Below are 15,342 nucleotides of genomic sequence, written 5' to 3' on the forward strand. Positions count from 1 at the left end.
ATGATCGATTATTCCGTTATCTGGTTTGTGATTATCGTCTTCGCAACCCTGATGTATATCGTGATGGATGGTTTTGACCTGGGTATTGGTCTGCTGTTCCCGTTCAATAAAGATGCCGGCGAGCGCGACATGATGGTTAACACCGTCGCACCCGTCTGGGATGGTAATGAAACCTGGCTGGTTCTGGGAGGCGCAGGCCTGTTCGGGGCATTCCCGCTGGCTTACGCGGTGATTACCGATGCGCTGTCGATTCCGCTGACCGCCATGCTGATTGGCCTGATTTTTCGGGGTGTCGCCTTTGAATTCCGCTTCAAGGCGGTTGAAGGTCATCGGGCATTCTGGGACAAATCCTTTATTGCCGGGTCTGTTTTAGCGACCTTCAGTCAGGGCGTCGCAGTCGGCGCGTTTCTGGATGGCATTCCGGTTGAGGGACGCCGTTTCGCCGGTTCCGCACTGGACTGGCTGGCACCGTTCCCGCTGTTCTGCGGCGTGGGTCTGGTGGTGGCCTATGCGCTGCTGGGCTGCACCTGGCTTATTATGAAGACCGAGAATGAGCTGCACCGTAAGATGTCCGCGCTGGCGACGCCACTGGTCATCGCGCTGTTAGTGATTATTGGTATTGTCAGCCTGTGGACGCCGTTTACGCATCAGGACATCGCACATCGCTGGTTCAGCAAGCCAAACCTGTTCCTGTTCCTGCCGGTTCCGGTGCTGGTGCTGCTCTGTTCATGGGGCATTGTGCGCGCCATTAAGCGTGAGGCGCACTATTCACCGTTCCTGCTGACGCTGGCGCTGGTCTTCCTGGGCTTCTCCGGTCTGGGCATCAGTGTATGGCCCAACATTATTCCGCCATCCGTAACCATCTGGGATGCCGCATCGCCACCGCAGAGCCAGGCCTTTATGCTGGTGGGTAGCCTGCTGATTATCCCGATGATTCTGGGTTACACCTTCTGGAGCTACTACGTGTTCCGTGGAAAAATCAAAGCAGATGAAGGATATCATTGATATGAAAAGCCTCAGCAGCATGAAAGACCACAATCACAGTGAAGAGACGAAAGCGCCGTGGTGGAAACGGGTAATGTGGCTGGTGTTTATCTATGCCGCCAGCGTACTGGCGCTGGGCGTGGTCGCCTCGCTGTTCCGCATGATGATGACGGCAGCGGGTATGCGTAGTCATTAATTGTCGCAGACTCCGCCTCACCGTTATCAGGCGCAGTTTTTATCAGGAATCAAAAGGCTGACGGCAGTCAGCCTTTTTTAGTTAGTAACCTAAGCAATTAATGCGGAATTGCCCCGAACGGACGTGCACGGCTTACCCTTTCCTTACACTGATTCGCCATATTTGTTATCCTTTTTTCATTAAAACCTCAGTCTTAACCCGCGTCGTAAATCGCCATCATGCTCAGTCAGGCCATTAAAAAAAAGCACATCAACGATCTGGTCGAGTGGATTGAAGCCCATCTCACTGACGATCTCAATATCGATCAAATTACCCTGAAATCAGGATATTCAAAGTGGCACATGCAGCGCATGTTCAAGGAGATGACCGGACAGACGCTGGCGGCGTATACCCGCAAACGGCGTCTGACGATGGCGGCTATGGCACTGCGACTGACGCGCATGACACTGATCGATATCGCCGTGCGTTTTGGTTTTGATAACCAGCAAAACTTTACCCGGGTATTCAAAGGCCACTTTGCGCTGACGCCGGGCGCGTTTCGGCGTATTCCCCATTTGCCGGTGAAAAATTTCCATGGCCGCATTCTGGTGCGGTCGCTGGCAGAGCGCGCAACGCTGGTGGAACGCGAGGAAGAGCTGCATCTGCGAGGAGAGACGCAGGAGTGGGAGTGTAAGTTCGGTGATTACATTGCCGATCGCGATCACCGGGTGGCTGATCAGGCGCGGCAACTGGTCGCGCTTGCTGGCAGCCATGTTGCGCAGGGCTGGTTAGGCTTTCAGTATGGTCCCGGGCATAGCTCTGCTGACCAGCAGAATATCAGCCTGTTTCAGGCGCTGGAGCCGCAACATGCCAGGCTGCTGGGTGACAATACCGATAACTGGCGTGAAGTGCGGGGGCTTTATGCGTCAATTCGCTGGAGCGGCAAACCTGAACAACTGACGCGTTTTATTGAGGATATTTACTATCAACATCTGCCAGCGCTGGGTGTAGCGCGCCGTCCTGGCAAAGACCTGCTGCGTCTCGACTTTGCACAGTGTAAGCCCGACTGGCTGAGCGGCGTATTTTCAATTCCGGTGATGCAGGCGTAGCCAGCAGGGCAGGGCGAGTGATTCCCGGCCCCGTTAATGCATATTTTGTGCGGTAAACTGTGACAAACCGCACGATTCTATAAACTAACTCGCCGTTCTGGCGTAAAATCTTCCCCCGAAACCCTGTCATACCTGAATCATCGTGTATCTGTGGCGGGGCTGGAACATTCATCTGCATTTCAGGCCTTTTCTGGCCAAAACGAAAAACGAAGATAATTATGCGACGCTTAATGATTTCACTGATTCTGGCATTGCCTGTTATGGCAATGGCGCAGCAGGCTGAGCCTTTCTCACCGCCTGCCGGACTGCATCCGCACTCTCAGGCCTCCCAGCATGAAATTCTGGGTGACGGTGAGCTGCCGGAACACACCAGCAGTAACGCTTCCCTCTCCGGATTTAACGACACGCTGTAAATGCTGATACGCTGCCAGACCCGGCGGCGCAACATGACCGGCTCGTCAGGAGCCGGCCAGCTTTAACCTTCTCTGCCTGCCTTAAAAAACCCGCAAATACCTCTCTCTGAACGCTTGTCAGGGTCGCTTCACGCCTGCGATACGCACACCTGCATCTCTGTAAAATATATCTTAACAAGTCCGATCGCATTTTTCGTTCTTGTGCTTAAGATATATCATAGCTAATCTCCCGGCTTGAGATGAGAATGATTGTTATTCCATGAGATTTTCATGACAGTGCGCATGCCCCTGAATCACGGGCATAGCTTGAGGAGAGATATTTTGACTGCATCAGCTAATCAGCGTTTACCCCAGCGCGTCCGTAATGAACTGCGTTTCCGTCATATTCAGGTCGCCAGTAAAACTAACATTGCCGGTAAATTCTGGCGCATCCGGTTCAGCGGCAGCGATCTGGCGGGCTTTACATCGCCAGGCTTTGATGACCACATCAAGGTATTTTTCCCTTCCGCTGAAGGTGAAACACTGGCTCTGCCGCAGATGACCGACGCGGGCATTGTCTGGCCCGAAGGTTTGCGTCCGCAGGCGCGCGACTACACGCCGCTTGAATTCGATGGTGCCTCTTCTCTGACCCTGGATTTCTATATTCACCAGCAGGGCGTGGCGAGTGACTGGGCAACGCAGGCACAGGTGGGCGATAAATTAATTATCGGTGGGCCACGCGGTTCGCTGGTGGTGCCGACCGATTATGCATTTCAGCTTTACGTCTGTGATGAAACCGGGCTGCCAGCGTTTGCGCGTCGTCAGCGTGACGCAAGTGCCCAGTCTTTGCATCTCTATGCCTTTACCGATGACGCGACGGGCCACGGCTATTTATCGGATACGACTGGCGTAACGACAAACTGGTTGGGCAGCGGTCAGATGCAGAAAGCACAGCTCAGCCAGCTGATTGCCCGGCTGGATCAGCTCACACTCCCGGCGGAAGATTACTTTATCTGGCTGACTGGCGAAGGTGAGTTTGTGAAAGCGCTGGCTGACTACTTCACGGTGCAGCGCGGCCTCAGCAGTGATTTTGTGCGGGCGGTGGCCTACTGGCACCAGAAGTAAGCGGCTCTGCCAATTGAGTTTTGCCAGACGGCGGACTACCATCAATCCGACTTTTTCCCGCAGGGCAGGCCATGAAACAGCATCCGAATTCCACCTCATCTGACGATCAGAGTACGCGCGCAGGCGGCTGCGGCGGACGACGCAAACGACGCGAAAAGATGCTGGAAGCAAGTGAGATCCGCCTGCTGATGCTCCATTTCCTGGCGCAGAATGCGGCGCACGGCTATGAACTGATCAAGTCGGTTGAGGTGCTGTCGAAGGGAGAGTATTCGCCTAGTCCGGGGATCATTTACCCCAATCTGACGCTGCTTGAAGAGATGGAGGCGATTGAGGTGGTGGATGCGCAGACAGCGCGCAAAGCCTATCGTCTGACCGCAACGGGAGAGGCGCAACTGGCAGAGAACCTGGAAACGGTCTCCAGCCTGATCACGCGGCTCTCTACGCTGGCGATTCTGGTCAATAACCGCAGCATTCCTGCTGTAGAGCAGGCGATTTATGGGCTGAAGGTCGCGCTGAACCAGCGGCTGGCGCAGGAAGATATCTCAGAAACCGCGCTGCAGACGCTGATTAAGGCGCTGCACGACGCGGCTGAAAAAATCACTCACAGTTAATCAGCTGATTTCGGCTTTGTTTTTGTCGATGTGGCCCAGGGTACGATCCGGGAAACAGATGTCGCGTACGCGCTGTTTTAGCGTGGTCGCATCCGGGAAGCCACCATCACGCTTGCGTTCCCACAGCAGGTGCTCATCCAGCGTAATTTCAAAGATACCACCGGTACCTGGTTTCAGGGTTACTTCCGCCAGATCCTCAGCGAAAGTATGCAGAAGTTCCTGTGCCATCCACGCTGACCGCATCAGCCAGTTGCATTGCATACAGTAGTGAATAACAACCACAGGTTTTTGTGCCATAACTCTATTCCTTTACGTGTTGATAAATGCCAGTGCATTCGGGTGAACAATTTGTGCGCTGTGGTTTATATCCAAATGTAAATAAGATTGATAATGATTATCAGTTGCATTAAATTATCAGTCGATAATTACTACACCAGCATGATGTTCTGACTTTTCACGGCTTTTATGCGGAGCCGTTTTACTGTTGCCAGCAAACAAGTGAGCGAATACTAACAATTAATCAGGTAATTCGCGCCTATGTCACCACGTTTTCGGAGATTGACGCAACCGCGTCTGACTCAACTGGCGTTGCTCGCCACCTTCATCAATACCACCTGCACTTATGCTGCGGGCAGTGAATCTGCCACGCTAGCCCTTTCTGACCGCTCTGACAGCAATACCGAACAGGTAATGACGGTGACGGCGCCGGAAATTAAGAAAACGGCAGGCAGTAAAACCTCGCTCTCTGCCAGCGATCTGCAACAGCGTGGTGCCACTGACTTTGGATCGATTATGCGCTATGAACCGCTGATCAGTGCCACCGGTACTAGTGGCGGTTCATCAGCCGGTAAGAGCGGTTTTGATCGGGCTGGTTATACCGGCTACAACATTCGAGGCCTCGAGAGCAACCGCGTCGGTCTGGATGTGGACGGCATTCCGTTGCCGCAGGCCACTGGCCGCAGCTATGTAGGACGCGCTGGTCTCGACAGCTTTGGCATTGGCCGCGATTACATCGATCCTTATATGTTTGGGCGTATTGAGATTGAGAAGGGCGCCACAGCAGTGGATCAGTCGAACACCTCAATTGGCGGCAACGTCTCGTTCCGTAACAAATCCCCGGACGACTATCTGTACTCCGGCAAGCCGACCTTTTTCGGCTATCAAAGTGACTACGACTCCGCCAGCCGCAGCTGGCATAACGGCATGACTGCAGCAGCAGGCGATGACACGCTGAGTGGCATTTTTGTTTACAGCCGTCGTGACGGACAGCAGACCCGTAACAACAGCGATACGCTCGATGCTTATCCGGCCAACTGGCACTCCGATGCCTTTATGACTTCCGGCATCTGGCAGCCCAATGATGCTCACAAGCTCAGCGCGACGGTCGATTACTATCACAAAACTCACCACAGCCATTACGACAGCTGGAGCACTTCCGGCAATACCGTCTGGGGAACGGCACAGCAGCAGAGTGATACCCGCCGCTGGGGCATCAGCCTGGCGGATGAGTACACCCCTTACAATGACCTGATCGACAGCCTGACGACCCGCGTTTACTGGCAGCAGACCCAGGCGCATGACAACACCCTAATGCCGTCGAGTGCCACCGCCAGGCAAACCGTCTATTCCGATTACAACAGCGACAGCTACGGTTTTGACACCCGAGCGCTTAAAAGCGTCGGGCGACATGAACTGAGTGCCGGGCTGAATGCGCGTCTGGTGGATACTGAGCGACCTTTCCGTCAGTCACCGCCAGCCAGTGCTTTTACTGCGATTATGCAGCCGCAGGCTAACAGCCGCAGCTACAGCGTGGGCGGTTATCTGCAGGATACTATCAGCTTCGATGCTGACGGACATCGGGCGGCTATCGTGCCGGGCGCGCGCGTGGCCTATCAGAACACCCGACCACGTGATGTGGCGACGCTGACCACGAACAGTAGCGTGCTTGACGCCAGCGAAGTTTCAGCGCTCTACGGATCGCCAAACAGCGACACCCAGATATTGCCGTCGATCGCCTTCCAGTTCGATCTGACACCGAAGCTGATGACTTATCTGCAATATACCCGTGGCGCGCAGTTCCCCAACGATACCCAGCTCTATGGCTCATGGAACCTTGGCTCCAGCTATGCCGGCACCGCACAGTATGCGCTGATTGGTAATGCAGACCTGAAAACCGAAACCAGCAACAACTACGAGTGGGGTGTAAAAGGAGAGGTGGCAAAAGGCGTCACGCTTAACGCTGCCGCTTTTTATAACGACTATAAAAACTTTATTGCCTTTACCCGTTACAGCCGGGCGGCTAATCCGGGTCAGTTCGTTAATGTGCCCGCCAACATTTACACTACCTATCAGGCGGAGAACCGCGATAAAGCCTACATCTACGGGGCTGAAATCAGCAGTAAAGTGAACTTCGGTAGCTGGTTCAATGAGGTCGAGGGTCTGAGCGCCAATCTGGCGTTGGGTTACACGCAGGGCGCGGCAAAGTCACGCTACCTTGGTGACCGCTACATCGATCTGGAGAGTGTTGCTCCGATGAAAGCGATTGTCGGACTCGCCTGGGATGATGAGGCGCGTGGCTACGGGGCCGCCGTTACCGCTACCTTTGTCAAAGGTAAGCAAGCCAGCGCGACTAACCGCGAAAGCTTCGCTAACAACGGCAGCAGCCTGGCCGACTCCAGCACCGATTACATGCGGGTACCAGGTTATGGCATGGTGGATATGACCGCTTACTGGCGCGTCGCACATAACGTCAGGCTGAGTGGCGGGCTTTACAACATAACCGATCGCAAATACTGGGATTACCTCAGCAGTCGTGAACTGACCAGCGCCACTCAGCAGGAGCGCAACGATCAGGCACTGGCCGTGATGCCGGGCCGTACTTTCCAGTTAGGTGTTAACGTCGATTTTTGATAGCCGTCGCCCTGCGCTGATGCAGGGCATTACTAAGAGAGCCTGAGTCATGAACCCGATTTATCAGCACTATCTTGCCCTTAAAGGTGAACAACCGAAGAAATATGCCCGCGACCTGGCTGCGCTGATCGGCATCAGCGAAGCGGAATTGTGTGAAGCGCGCATCGGCGTTGATGCCGTGGCGCTGAAACGCGATTTTCCGGCGTTGCTGAAGGCACTTGGCGCAGTCGGCGAAACCAAAAACATTACGCGTAACGCTTATGCGGTACATGAACATCTGGGTGAATACCACAATGTGCAGATTGGCGCACATGGTGGCCTGGTGCTTAATCCCCGTGCACTCGATCTGCGCCTGTTCGTCGGTCAGTGGTGCAGCGCCTTTGCTCTGCAGGAGCCAACCGGGCAGGGCGTTCGTCACAGTATTCAGATCTTTGATCGTCATGGCGATGCGGTGCTGAAAGTTTACGTCACGGAGCAGACCAACATGGCAGCGTGGCAGACGCTGATTGCCGACTTTACCGACGCTGCGGCGACGCCGCTTGTGGTTGAGCCGGCTGCCGCAGCTCCCCTGACTGAGGCGATTGATGCCACCGCCATCGACCGTGAATGGCGCGCCATGACCGATGTTCATCAATTTTTCGCGTTGCTTAAGCGCCATCAGGTGTCACGACCGCAGGCGTTTCGCGCGGTGGGTGACGATCTCGCCAGGCAGACCGGTAACGATGCGCTTGAGCGCCTGCTACAGATGGCACAGCAGGCGGGCAATGAAATTATGATTTTTGTCGGCAACCGTGGCTGTACTCAGATTTTCACCGGCAGGGTAGAGAAGCTGCAGCCAGTGGAAAACTGGCTCAACATCTTCAATCCGCAGTTCACACTGCATCTGATGGCTGATCAGATCAGCGAAAGCTGGGTAACACGCAAGCCAACGGGCGATGGCTTTGTTACCAGCCTGGAACTGTTCGCCGCCGACGGCACACAGATCGCCCAGCTCTACGGTCAGCGCACGGAGGGTACGCCAGAGCAGTCAAGCTGGCGCGAGCAGATTGGCGCACTCCACACGCCGGGAGCGGCGGCATGAAAAGAGTGATGTTGTTATGGCTGCTCATGACGCTGCCATCACTGGCGGCGGAGCGGGTGGTGTCGATTGGCGGTGACGTCACCCAGATTATCTATGCGCTGGATGCCCAGTCACAGCTAGTGGCGCGCGACAGCACCAGTCTGCGCCCGGCGCAGGCCACCCGACTGCCGGACGTGGGTTATATGCGCCAGCTCAACGCCGAAGGCATTCTGGCACTGAAACCAACGCTGGTGATCGCCAGCGAGCAGGCGCAGCCGTCGCTGGTGCTGCAACAGATTGCCCGCGCGGGCGTCAGGGTGGTCACGGTCAGCGGCGACAGCAGCCTGCAGGCGATCCCGCAGAAAATTATCACTGTGGGTCAGGCGCTGCAGCGTGAAAGCGAAGCTCAGGCTCTGGCACGGCAAATGACGCAGCAGATTCGCCAGTTGCCGCAGCAACCGCTGCCGGTAAAAGTGCTCTACATCATGGCGAACAGCGGCATGAAATCGATGGCGGCTGGAAATCAGACTGCGGCCGATGGCGCCATTCGCAGCGCCGGGCTGGAGAATGCTATGGGCTCGGTGCCGCACTATCAGGCACTGTCGCAGGAAGGGGTGATCGCCGCCGCGCCGGATCTGGTGGTAATCGGCGAGGATGGCTTGAAAACGCTGGGCGGCGAAGCGCAGCTGTGGCAGTTACCGGGTCTGACGCTGACACCTGCCGGGCAGCAGCACCGTCTGCTGGTGATCGACACCATGGCACTGCTGGGGTTTGGCCTTGATACACCGCGGGCAATCGTGAAATTGCGTCAGGCGGCGGAATCGCTGAACCATGATTAAGGATAATGCGCTGCGTGGCCTGTTGCTGATGCTGATCTTCCTGCTGGTGGCGATGGTGCTGGCGGCAAATCTGGGGGCGATGTCGCTTTCAGTGCGGGCGCTATGGCAGGCACCGCTTAGCGATCTTATCTGGCAGATCTGGCTGGATATCCGCCTGCCGCGCGTGCTACTGGCGGTGGTGATGGGCATGGCGCTGGCAGTCTCTGGCGCGGTGATGCAGGGTGTTTTTCGTAACCCACTGGCCGATCCCGGTCTGCTGGGGATCAGCAGCGGGGCGGGACTGGCGGTGGCGCTGGCAATCATTATTCCGTTGGCGTTGCCGGCACCACTGGCATTGTGGCTACCGATGATCGCTGCGTTTATCGGCAGTCTGCTGGTGACACTGCTGCTCTTCAGTTTCAGTCGGCTGGCGCGCGGCAATCTTTCGCGGTTGTTGCTGGTCGGTATTGCGATTAATGCGTTGTGCGGTGCGGCGGTAGGCGTGCTGTCATGGCTGAGCAACGATCAGCAGCTGCGCCAGCTGTCGCTGTGGGGCATGGGAAGCCTTAGCCAGACACAGTGGCCCGCACTGCTGATTTGCCTGCTGCTGATTCTGCCAGCCTTGCTGCTGCTACAGACTCGCGCCCGCCACCTTAACCTGCTGCAGGCGGGCGAAGAGGATGCGCACTACATGGGGATTGATGTGAAGCGTACTCAGCATCAGCTGCTGATCCTCAGCGCGCTGCTTGTCGGTACAGCGGTCTCGGTCAGCGGCGTGATCGGCTTCGTCGGACTGGTGGTGCCACACGTGATGCGTTTTTGCCTTGGCGGCGATCATCGCTGGCTGCTGCCCGGCTCAGCACTGGCGGGGGCTATTCTGCTGCTGCTGGCCGATACGCTGGCGCGCACTCTGGTGGTTCCGGCCGAGATGCCAGTCGGGCTACTGACCAGCCTGATTGGCGGTCCGTGGTTTCTCTGGCTGATTCTGCGTCAACAGCGAGGGCTGGAGTGATGGAAATTTTACAGGCCAGGGGATTGTGTCTCGCGCACGGCGACAAAACCGTTATCGATAATCTCGACGTCACGCTGTCAGGTGGAGAGCTGGTGGCGCTGATTGGTCCCAACGGCGCAGGTAAATCGACGCTACTGCGGATGCTGACGGGATTTCTGTCGCCCGATCGGGGCGAGTGCTGGCTGGGCGACCGACGGCTGACGACATGGCCGCGTGAGCAGCTGGCACGACGTCGGGCAGTGATGCGCCAGCAGAACAACCTGACCTTTGCACAGTCAGCGCAGTCGGTCGTGGCGATGGGCCGTGCGCCCTGGCCGGAAGCGCAGACGACGCAAATTGTGGCTGAGGTCATGCGGCTGACCGGTTGTGAAGGGCTGGCGCAGCGCGATTACCGCCAGCTCTCCGGCGGTGAACAACAACGGGTGCAGCTGGCGCGGGTGCTGGCACAGCTCTGGCTGGAGGGAAGACCACGCGGCTGGCTGTTTCTGGATGAGCCGACCTCGGCGCTGGATCTCTTCTGGCAGCAGCAAACCTTGCGTTTACTACGCCAGCTGACGCGCGCCGGAGATCTCACCGTCTGTACCGTGTTACATGACCTTAATCAGGCTTCATTGTGGGCCGATCGCATACTGCTGCTGCACGCAGGCCAACTGGTGGCACAAGGCTCGCCGCAGGCGGTAATGACGGAAGCGACGCTGACGCGCTGGTACCAGGCCGATCTTCAGGTAGTGGCACATGCCGAAAGTGGACAGCCGCATATCCAGCTGCGTATCTAGACCGTTTCGCTTTAAAAACATTGTGTTGCGCGCTTTGAATCGCTGATTTTGCGCTATACCTGGAGTTCCGGGCAGCCTTAAGGAGACCATAATGGCAAAATCATTAGATCAAACCGCTGAGCAACTGGGTGATATTTTACTCTCCTCCGGACTTCATCTGGCGACCGCCGAATCCTGTACCGCCGGACTGATCAGCATGACGCTGGCCGCCGTGGAAAACAGCGGTGACTTCTATACCAGCGGCTTCGTAACCTACAGTGAAAATGCCAAAACGCGTCTGCTGGGGGTACATCCAGACACGCTGAAACAGCACACGGCGGTGAGCGAGAAAACAGCGAGGGAGATGGTGCAGGGAGCCTGCGCCCGCTCTGGTGAACCGGTAGGACTTTCAATCACCGGCTATGCCGGACCGGACGGCGGCGAGGATGGCACACCGGCAGGCACTATCTGGTTTGGCTGGGTCTTGCCCGACGGAAGGGATGAGGCGGAGTGCCACCAGTTCAGCGGCGATCCAAAATCGGTGATGGAGCAGGGCACGCAGTTCGCGCTGGAAGGGCTGATCAAACGGCTGCAGCGAGCCGATCGATAAAGGCGCGATTCACGCGCCTTTAAAAGCGTTAGCGGCAGTCGACAATAAGGCGGCCCTGCACATTGCCCTCCAGCAATGCCTGCGCACCTTCTCTGGCTTCACTCAGCGGAATGACCCGGCTCAGCTTATTGAGCCGTTCACTATCCATCAGCTCGCCGAGTCGCTGCCACGCCTGCTCACGAAGTGGCTTCGGACACATCACGCTATCGACCCCGGCCAGCGTAACGCCACGAAGAATAAAGGGTGCAACGCTGGCTGGCAGATCGAGTCCCTGTGCCATGCCGCAGGCGGCAACCGCGCCGTCACGCTGCGTAGCGGCCAGCACATTGGCCAGAGTATGACTGCCGACGCTGTCTATCGCGGCGGCCCAGCGCTCTTTTGCCAGCGGTTTGCCAGGCTGGGAAAGCGCTTCACGGTCAATGACCGATGCCGCGCCCAGCGTCTCGATCAGATATGCAGGGTCGCTGGTGCGTCCGCTCGACGCAACTACTTCATAGCCCAGACGCGCCAGCAGGCTGACGCTGTAGCTGCCGACGCCGCCACTGGCCCCGGTCACCAGCACCGGTCCGCGTTCCGGTGTGATGCCCTGTTTTTCGAGCGCCATCACACAGAGCATCGCGGTCAGCCCCGCTGTACCGATGGCCATGGTTTGCAGCGGACTCAGCGCTGCGGGCACACGGACCAGCCAGTCGCCGCTGACGCTGGCTTTCTGCGCCAGGCCACCCCACTGTTTTTCGCCCACGCCCCAGCCCGTCAGCAGCGCCACATCATCCTCTTTCCAGTCGGGATGGCGGCTGGCGGTCACACGCCCCACAAAGTCGATACCTGGCACCATCGGGAACTGGCGCACTATCGGGCCTTTGTTGCAGATAGCCAGGGCATCTTTGTAGTTCAGGGATGAGTAGCTGACGTCGAGTGTGACATCGTGGTCGGGCAGTTGAGATTCGGGGAGATCTTTCAGCAGGGAACGGTAACCTTGTTCGTCATTTTCAATGACCAGTGCCTTGAACATGCAGCCTCCGGCAGAGTGGGAAAGAGGGATCAGTTTACGCCTGACAGCAGTAATGCGGTAGGGCAATGGCCGCCTCGCCAGGTGAAACGGGTGGCTGGCGCGGAAAAGCGTGCTGACAGGAGTGTAGAGGCTGATGCATGAATTTGCATATAATTCAGATAATTAGTCGAATTATGAATTTTTTATGATAAATAGGCTATAAAAATCATGTTGTTACATTTTTGCAGGGTGACTGAATAATTGTCCGGGTCGGGTTGTCCACGTATAAAAAAGATGACATTATGACCGCCACTTTTTGACCCTGCTTCTTCATCACAGAGGACGTCGCCATGTCCGGTTCACCGCGCACTCGCCCGGATTACCGTTCGCTTTTTCCGGCGCACATCGTGTTTTCCACATTGCCGAACGCTTCGTTATTTCTCATGCGGTGAGGCCAGCCAGGCCGCGGTTGTGGGGCTTTTCTCCATGGGCTGCGTAATGCCTTTCTGTTAATAATTCGCCGGGGCGCTGTCCCCATGATTGTGCCTCAGGCACTTCCTCCCTGACGTTAGGGATTCTGTTATGACTCCACTGAAAATTGCTGCCAGCGCCGCTGTCGCGCCCAGTCTGACCCTGAACACCGCGCGTGACGTAGTGACGCTGGATAACACTGACTTTACTGATGTGGCAGCGGTTGTCGTTTCGCTGGCAGATACCCGCAGCGGTGTGCTGGCGCTACTGCGGCATACCGGCTTTAATCTGCCGGTGTTTGTCGCAAATGCGTTTGAAGAAGAGGTGATGCACCTGCCCGGCGTCAGCGGTGAACTGAATGGCGAGCCGCAGGAGTGGATAGCGCTGGAAGCGGCTGCGCAGGCGTATGAAGCTGAGCTATTGCCACCCTTTTTCGAGACGCTGACCCGCTATGTCGACATGCAGAACAGCACCTTTGCCTGTCCCGGCCATCAGGGCGGCGCGTTCTTTAAAAAGCATCCGGCGGGTAAACAGTTTTATGACTTTTATGGCGAGAATGTTTTCCGTTCTGATATGTGCAACGCCGACGTCAAACTGGGCGATCTGCTGATCCACGAAGGCTCAGCCAAAGATGCGCAGAAGTATGCAGCAAAGGTGTTTAACGCCGACAAAACTTACTTTGTGCTTAACGGCACCTCCAGCGCTAATAAAGTAGTGACCAATGCGCTGCTGACCCGCGGCGATCTGGTGCTGTTTGACCGCAACAATCACAAGTCTAATCATCATGGCGCATTGATTCAGGCGGGTGCGACTCCGGTTTATCTTGAAGCGGCACGTAACCCCTTCGGTTTTATCGGCGGCATTGACGCGCACTGTTTCGATGAAGCCTATCTGCGCGAGCAGATAGCGACAGTGGCACCAGAGCGCGCGACAGAGGCGCGGCCTTTCCGTCTGGCGATCATTCAGCTGGGCACCTACGACGGCACAGTCTACAACGCGCGTCAGGTCGTCGATCGTATTGGTCATCTGTGTGATTACATTCTGTTTGACTCCGCATGGCTCGGCTATGAGCAGTTCATTCCCCTGATGGAAGGCTGTTCGCCGCTGACGCTAGAGCTGAATGAGAACGATCCCGGCATCTTTGTTACGCAGTCTGTGCATAAGCAGCTGGCAGGTTTTTCTCAAACCTCGCAGATTCACAAAAAAGATAATCACATTCGCGGACAGCGGCGTTTCTGTCCGCACAAGCGACTGAATAACGCTTTTATGCTGCATGCATCAACCAGCCCGTTTTATCCACTGTTCGCCGCGCTGGATATCAACGCCAGAATGCATCAGGGCGAAGCGGGGCGTCGCATGTGGGATGAGTGCGTCATGGTGGGCATTGATGCACGTAAAGCGATCCTGGACCGCTGTGAAATGATCCTGCCGTTTGTGCCGGAGACGGTAGGGGGTCAGCGCTGGCAGGATGCGCCCACTGAAACGATCGCCCGCGATCTGCGCTATTTCAGCTTTGAACCCCAGTCGAAGTGGCACGGCTTTGCGGGTTACGCCCGCGATCAATATCGGGTCGATCCCTGCAAGCTATTGCTAACCACGCCGGGCATCGATGCTGCCAGCGGCGAATACAGTGATTTTGGGATCCCCGCGACCATACTGGCGAACTACCTGCGTGAGAACGGCATTGTGCCGGAGAAGTGCGATCTCAACTCGATCCTGTTCCTGCTGACCCCGGCTGAGAGTCCGGAGAAGATAGCGAATCTGGTGGCGATGCTGGCGCAGTTTGAGCAGCATGTAAAAGAGGATGCGCCGCTGGCCGAAGTGCTGCCGACGATTTATCGCAAGAATGCGCAACGCTATGCCGGCTATACTCTGCGTCGCCTCTGTCAGGAGATGCACGATCTCTACGTCAGTCACAACGTTAAGGATCTGCAGCGTCTGATGTTCCGCGCTGCGGAGTTCCCGCCAGTGAGGGTCAATCCGCAGGATGCGCATCAGGCTTATATTCGCGGCGAAGTGGAGCTGGTCCCCATTGCCGATGCAGCCGGGCGTGTCGCTGCTGAAGGCGCGCTGCCTTATCCTCCTGGCGTGCTGTGCGTTGTGCCAGGTGAAGTCTGGGGTGGCGCGGTGCAGCGTTATTTCCTGGCGCTGGAAGAGGGGCTTAACCTGCTGCCGGGCTTCTCGCCGGAGCTGCAGGGTGTTTACACCGAAGAGGATGACCAGGGACAGAAGTATCTGGTGGCGAATATGATAGTGGAGCGCTGATCTGAGCGGGGGCTGAGGCGGGTAGCGGCCCGCCGGGCCTATGGTTCGCTGCGC

15 protein-coding genes are annotated in these 15,342 nt (G+C 56.7%); 13 read left to right on the top strand and 2 right to left on the bottom strand.

Annotation, left to right across the window (positions count from 1 at the left end; all coding sequences use genetic code 11):
* The 6 genes from cydB (at position 1) to EE896_RS03590 (ending at position 4,396) form a co-directional block, all read left to right on the top strand.
* Positions 1-1,005 carry a cytochrome d ubiquinol oxidase subunit II gene (gene cydB, locus EE896_RS03565; protein WP_008925697.1) on the top strand — a complete coding sequence of 335 codons (1,005 nt, stop codon included), beginning with the start codon at positions 1-3 and terminating at the stop codon, positions 1,003-1,005.
* 1 nt (position 1,006) lies between these two features.
* Positions 1,007-1,180 (top strand): DUF2474 domain-containing protein, encoded by a 174-nt coding sequence (locus tag EE896_RS03570; protein ID WP_004571235.1) that lies wholly within the window; start codon positions 1,007-1,009, stop codon positions 1,178-1,180.
* A gap of 218 nt (positions 1,181-1,398) precedes the next feature.
* Positions 1,399-2,268: a helix-turn-helix domain-containing protein gene (locus tag EE896_RS03575; protein ID WP_140916623.1), complete on the top strand. Its 870-nt coding sequence runs from the start codon at positions 1,399-1,401 to the stop codon at positions 2,266-2,268.
* A 218-nt stretch (positions 2,269-2,486) separates the two neighbouring features.
* Positions 2,487-2,681, top strand: coding sequence for a hypothetical protein (locus tag EE896_RS03580; RefSeq protein ID WP_004571233.1), 195 nt, complete (start codon positions 2,487-2,489; stop codon positions 2,679-2,681).
* Positions 2,682-3,002: 321 nt separating this feature from the next.
* A complete protein-coding gene (locus EE896_RS03585) occupies positions 3,003-3,785 on the top strand; it encodes a siderophore-interacting protein (protein ID WP_004571232.1) in 783 nt (260 codons plus the stop codon).
* Between the two features lie 71 nt (positions 3,786-3,856).
* Positions 3,857-4,396 carry a PadR family transcriptional regulator gene (locus tag EE896_RS03590; RefSeq protein ID WP_004571231.1) on the top strand — a complete coding sequence of 180 codons (540 nt, stop codon included), beginning with the start codon at positions 3,857-3,859 and terminating at the stop codon, positions 4,394-4,396.
* Here the strand turns inward: EE896_RS03590 and EE896_RS03595 are convergent, their stop codons facing one another.
* The gene (locus EE896_RS03595) at positions 4,397-4,693 is read right to left on the bottom strand and encodes an Rdx family protein (RefSeq protein ID WP_004571230.1); all 297 of its coding nucleotides are present in this window, start codon (positions 4,691-4,693) and stop codon (positions 4,397-4,399) included.
* A 240-nt stretch (positions 4,694-4,933) separates the two neighbouring features.
* On the opposite strand from EE896_RS03595, the gene EE896_RS03600 reads away from it, so the two are divergent.
* The 6 genes from EE896_RS03600 (at position 4,934) to EE896_RS03625 (ending at position 11,561) form a co-directional block, all read left to right on the top strand.
* Positions 4,934-7,306: a TonB-dependent receptor domain-containing protein gene (locus tag EE896_RS03600; protein WP_008925696.1), complete on the top strand. Its 2,373-nt coding sequence runs from the start codon at positions 4,934-4,936 to the stop codon at positions 7,304-7,306.
* A 49-nt stretch (positions 7,307-7,355) separates the two neighbouring features.
* Positions 7,356-8,387, top strand: coding sequence for a hemin-degrading factor (locus tag EE896_RS03605; RefSeq protein WP_140916624.1), 1,032 nt, complete (start codon positions 7,356-7,358; stop codon positions 8,385-8,387).
* Positions 8,384-9,205, top strand: coding sequence for a heme/hemin ABC transporter substrate-binding protein (locus tag EE896_RS03610; protein WP_004571227.1), 822 nt, complete (start codon positions 8,384-8,386; stop codon positions 9,203-9,205). Before EE896_RS03605 ends, EE896_RS03610 begins: the two co-directional genes overlap by 4 nt.
* Positions 9,198-10,196 carry a FecCD family ABC transporter permease gene (locus EE896_RS03615; protein WP_110411021.1) on the top strand — a complete coding sequence of 333 codons (999 nt, stop codon included), beginning with the start codon at positions 9,198-9,200 and terminating at the stop codon, positions 10,194-10,196. The genes EE896_RS03610 and EE896_RS03615 overlap by 8 nt, the downstream gene beginning before the upstream one ends.
* Positions 10,196-10,972: a heme ABC transporter ATP-binding protein gene (locus EE896_RS03620; RefSeq protein WP_082040832.1), complete on the top strand. Its 777-nt coding sequence runs from the start codon at positions 10,196-10,198 to the stop codon at positions 10,970-10,972. Before EE896_RS03615 ends, EE896_RS03620 begins: the two co-directional genes overlap by 1 nt.
* A 91-nt stretch (positions 10,973-11,063) precedes the next feature.
* Entirely contained in the window at positions 11,064-11,561 is a 498-nt protein-coding gene (locus EE896_RS03625; RefSeq protein WP_140916625.1) for a CinA family protein, read from the top strand.
* A 28-nt stretch (positions 11,562-11,589) separates the two neighbouring features.
* Here the strand turns inward: EE896_RS03625 and acuI are convergent, their stop codons facing one another.
* The gene (gene acuI / locus EE896_RS03630; protein WP_039659320.1) at positions 11,590-12,573 is read right to left on the bottom strand and encodes an acrylyl-CoA reductase (NADPH); all 984 of its coding nucleotides are present in this window, start codon (positions 12,571-12,573) and stop codon (positions 11,590-11,592) included.
* A 561-nt stretch (positions 12,574-13,134) separates the two neighbouring features.
* Here acuI and EE896_RS03635 point away from each other — a divergent pair.
* Positions 13,135-15,288 carry an ornithine decarboxylase gene (locus tag EE896_RS03635; RefSeq protein ID WP_140916626.1) on the top strand — a complete coding sequence of 718 codons (2,154 nt, stop codon included), beginning with the start codon at positions 13,135-13,137 and terminating at the stop codon, positions 15,286-15,288.
* Positions 15,289-15,342 lie beyond the last annotated feature (54 nt).

It is taken from the genome of Pantoea eucalypti (assembly GCF_009646115.1).
GTDB lineage: Bacteria > Pseudomonadota > Gammaproteobacteria > Enterobacterales > Enterobacteriaceae > Pantoea > Pantoea eucalypti.

What these genes read in the sequence shown, in the direction of transcription:
- cydB (WP_008925697.1), top strand. Translation starts at nt 1, where the DNA reads ATGATCGATTATTCCGTTATCTGGTTTGTGATTATCGTCTTCGCAACC.
- EE896_RS03570 (WP_004571235.1), top strand. Translation starts at nt 1,007, where the DNA reads ATGAAAAGCCTCAGCAGCATGAAAGACCACAATCACAGTGAAGAGACG.
- EE896_RS03575 (WP_140916623.1), top strand. Translation starts at nt 1,399, where the DNA reads ATGCTCAGTCAGGCCATTAAAAAAAAGCACATCAACGATCTGGTCGAG.
- EE896_RS03580 (WP_004571233.1), top strand. Translation starts at nt 2,487, where the DNA reads ATGCGACGCTTAATGATTTCACTGATTCTGGCATTGCCTGTTATGGCA.
- EE896_RS03590 (WP_004571231.1), top strand. Translation starts at nt 3,857, where the DNA reads ATGAAACAGCATCCGAATTCCACCTCATCTGACGATCAGAGTACGCGC.
- EE896_RS03595 (WP_004571230.1), bottom strand. Translation starts at nt 4,693, where the DNA reads ATGGCACAAAAACCTGTGGTTGTTATTCACTACTGTATGCAATGCAAC.
- EE896_RS03600 (WP_008925696.1), top strand. Translation starts at nt 4,934, where the DNA reads ATGTCACCACGTTTTCGGAGATTGACGCAACCGCGTCTGACTCAACTG.
- EE896_RS03605 (WP_140916624.1), top strand. Translation starts at nt 7,356, where the DNA reads ATGAACCCGATTTATCAGCACTATCTTGCCCTTAAAGGTGAACAACCG.
- EE896_RS03610 (WP_004571227.1), top strand. Translation starts at nt 8,384, where the DNA reads ATGAAAAGAGTGATGTTGTTATGGCTGCTCATGACGCTGCCATCACTG.
- EE896_RS03615 (WP_110411021.1), top strand. Translation starts at nt 9,198, where the DNA reads ATGATTAAGGATAATGCGCTGCGTGGCCTGTTGCTGATGCTGATCTTC.
- EE896_RS03620 (WP_082040832.1), top strand. Translation starts at nt 10,196, where the DNA reads ATGGAAATTTTACAGGCCAGGGGATTGTGTCTCGCGCACGGCGACAAA.
- EE896_RS03625 (WP_140916625.1), top strand. Translation starts at nt 11,064, where the DNA reads ATGGCAAAATCATTAGATCAAACCGCTGAGCAACTGGGTGATATTTTA.
- acuI (WP_039659320.1), bottom strand. Translation starts at nt 12,573, where the DNA reads ATGTTCAAGGCACTGGTCATTGAAAATGACGAACAAGGTTACCGTTCC.
- EE896_RS03635 (WP_140916626.1), top strand. Translation starts at nt 13,135, where the DNA reads ATGACTCCACTGAAAATTGCTGCCAGCGCCGCTGTCGCGCCCAGTCTG.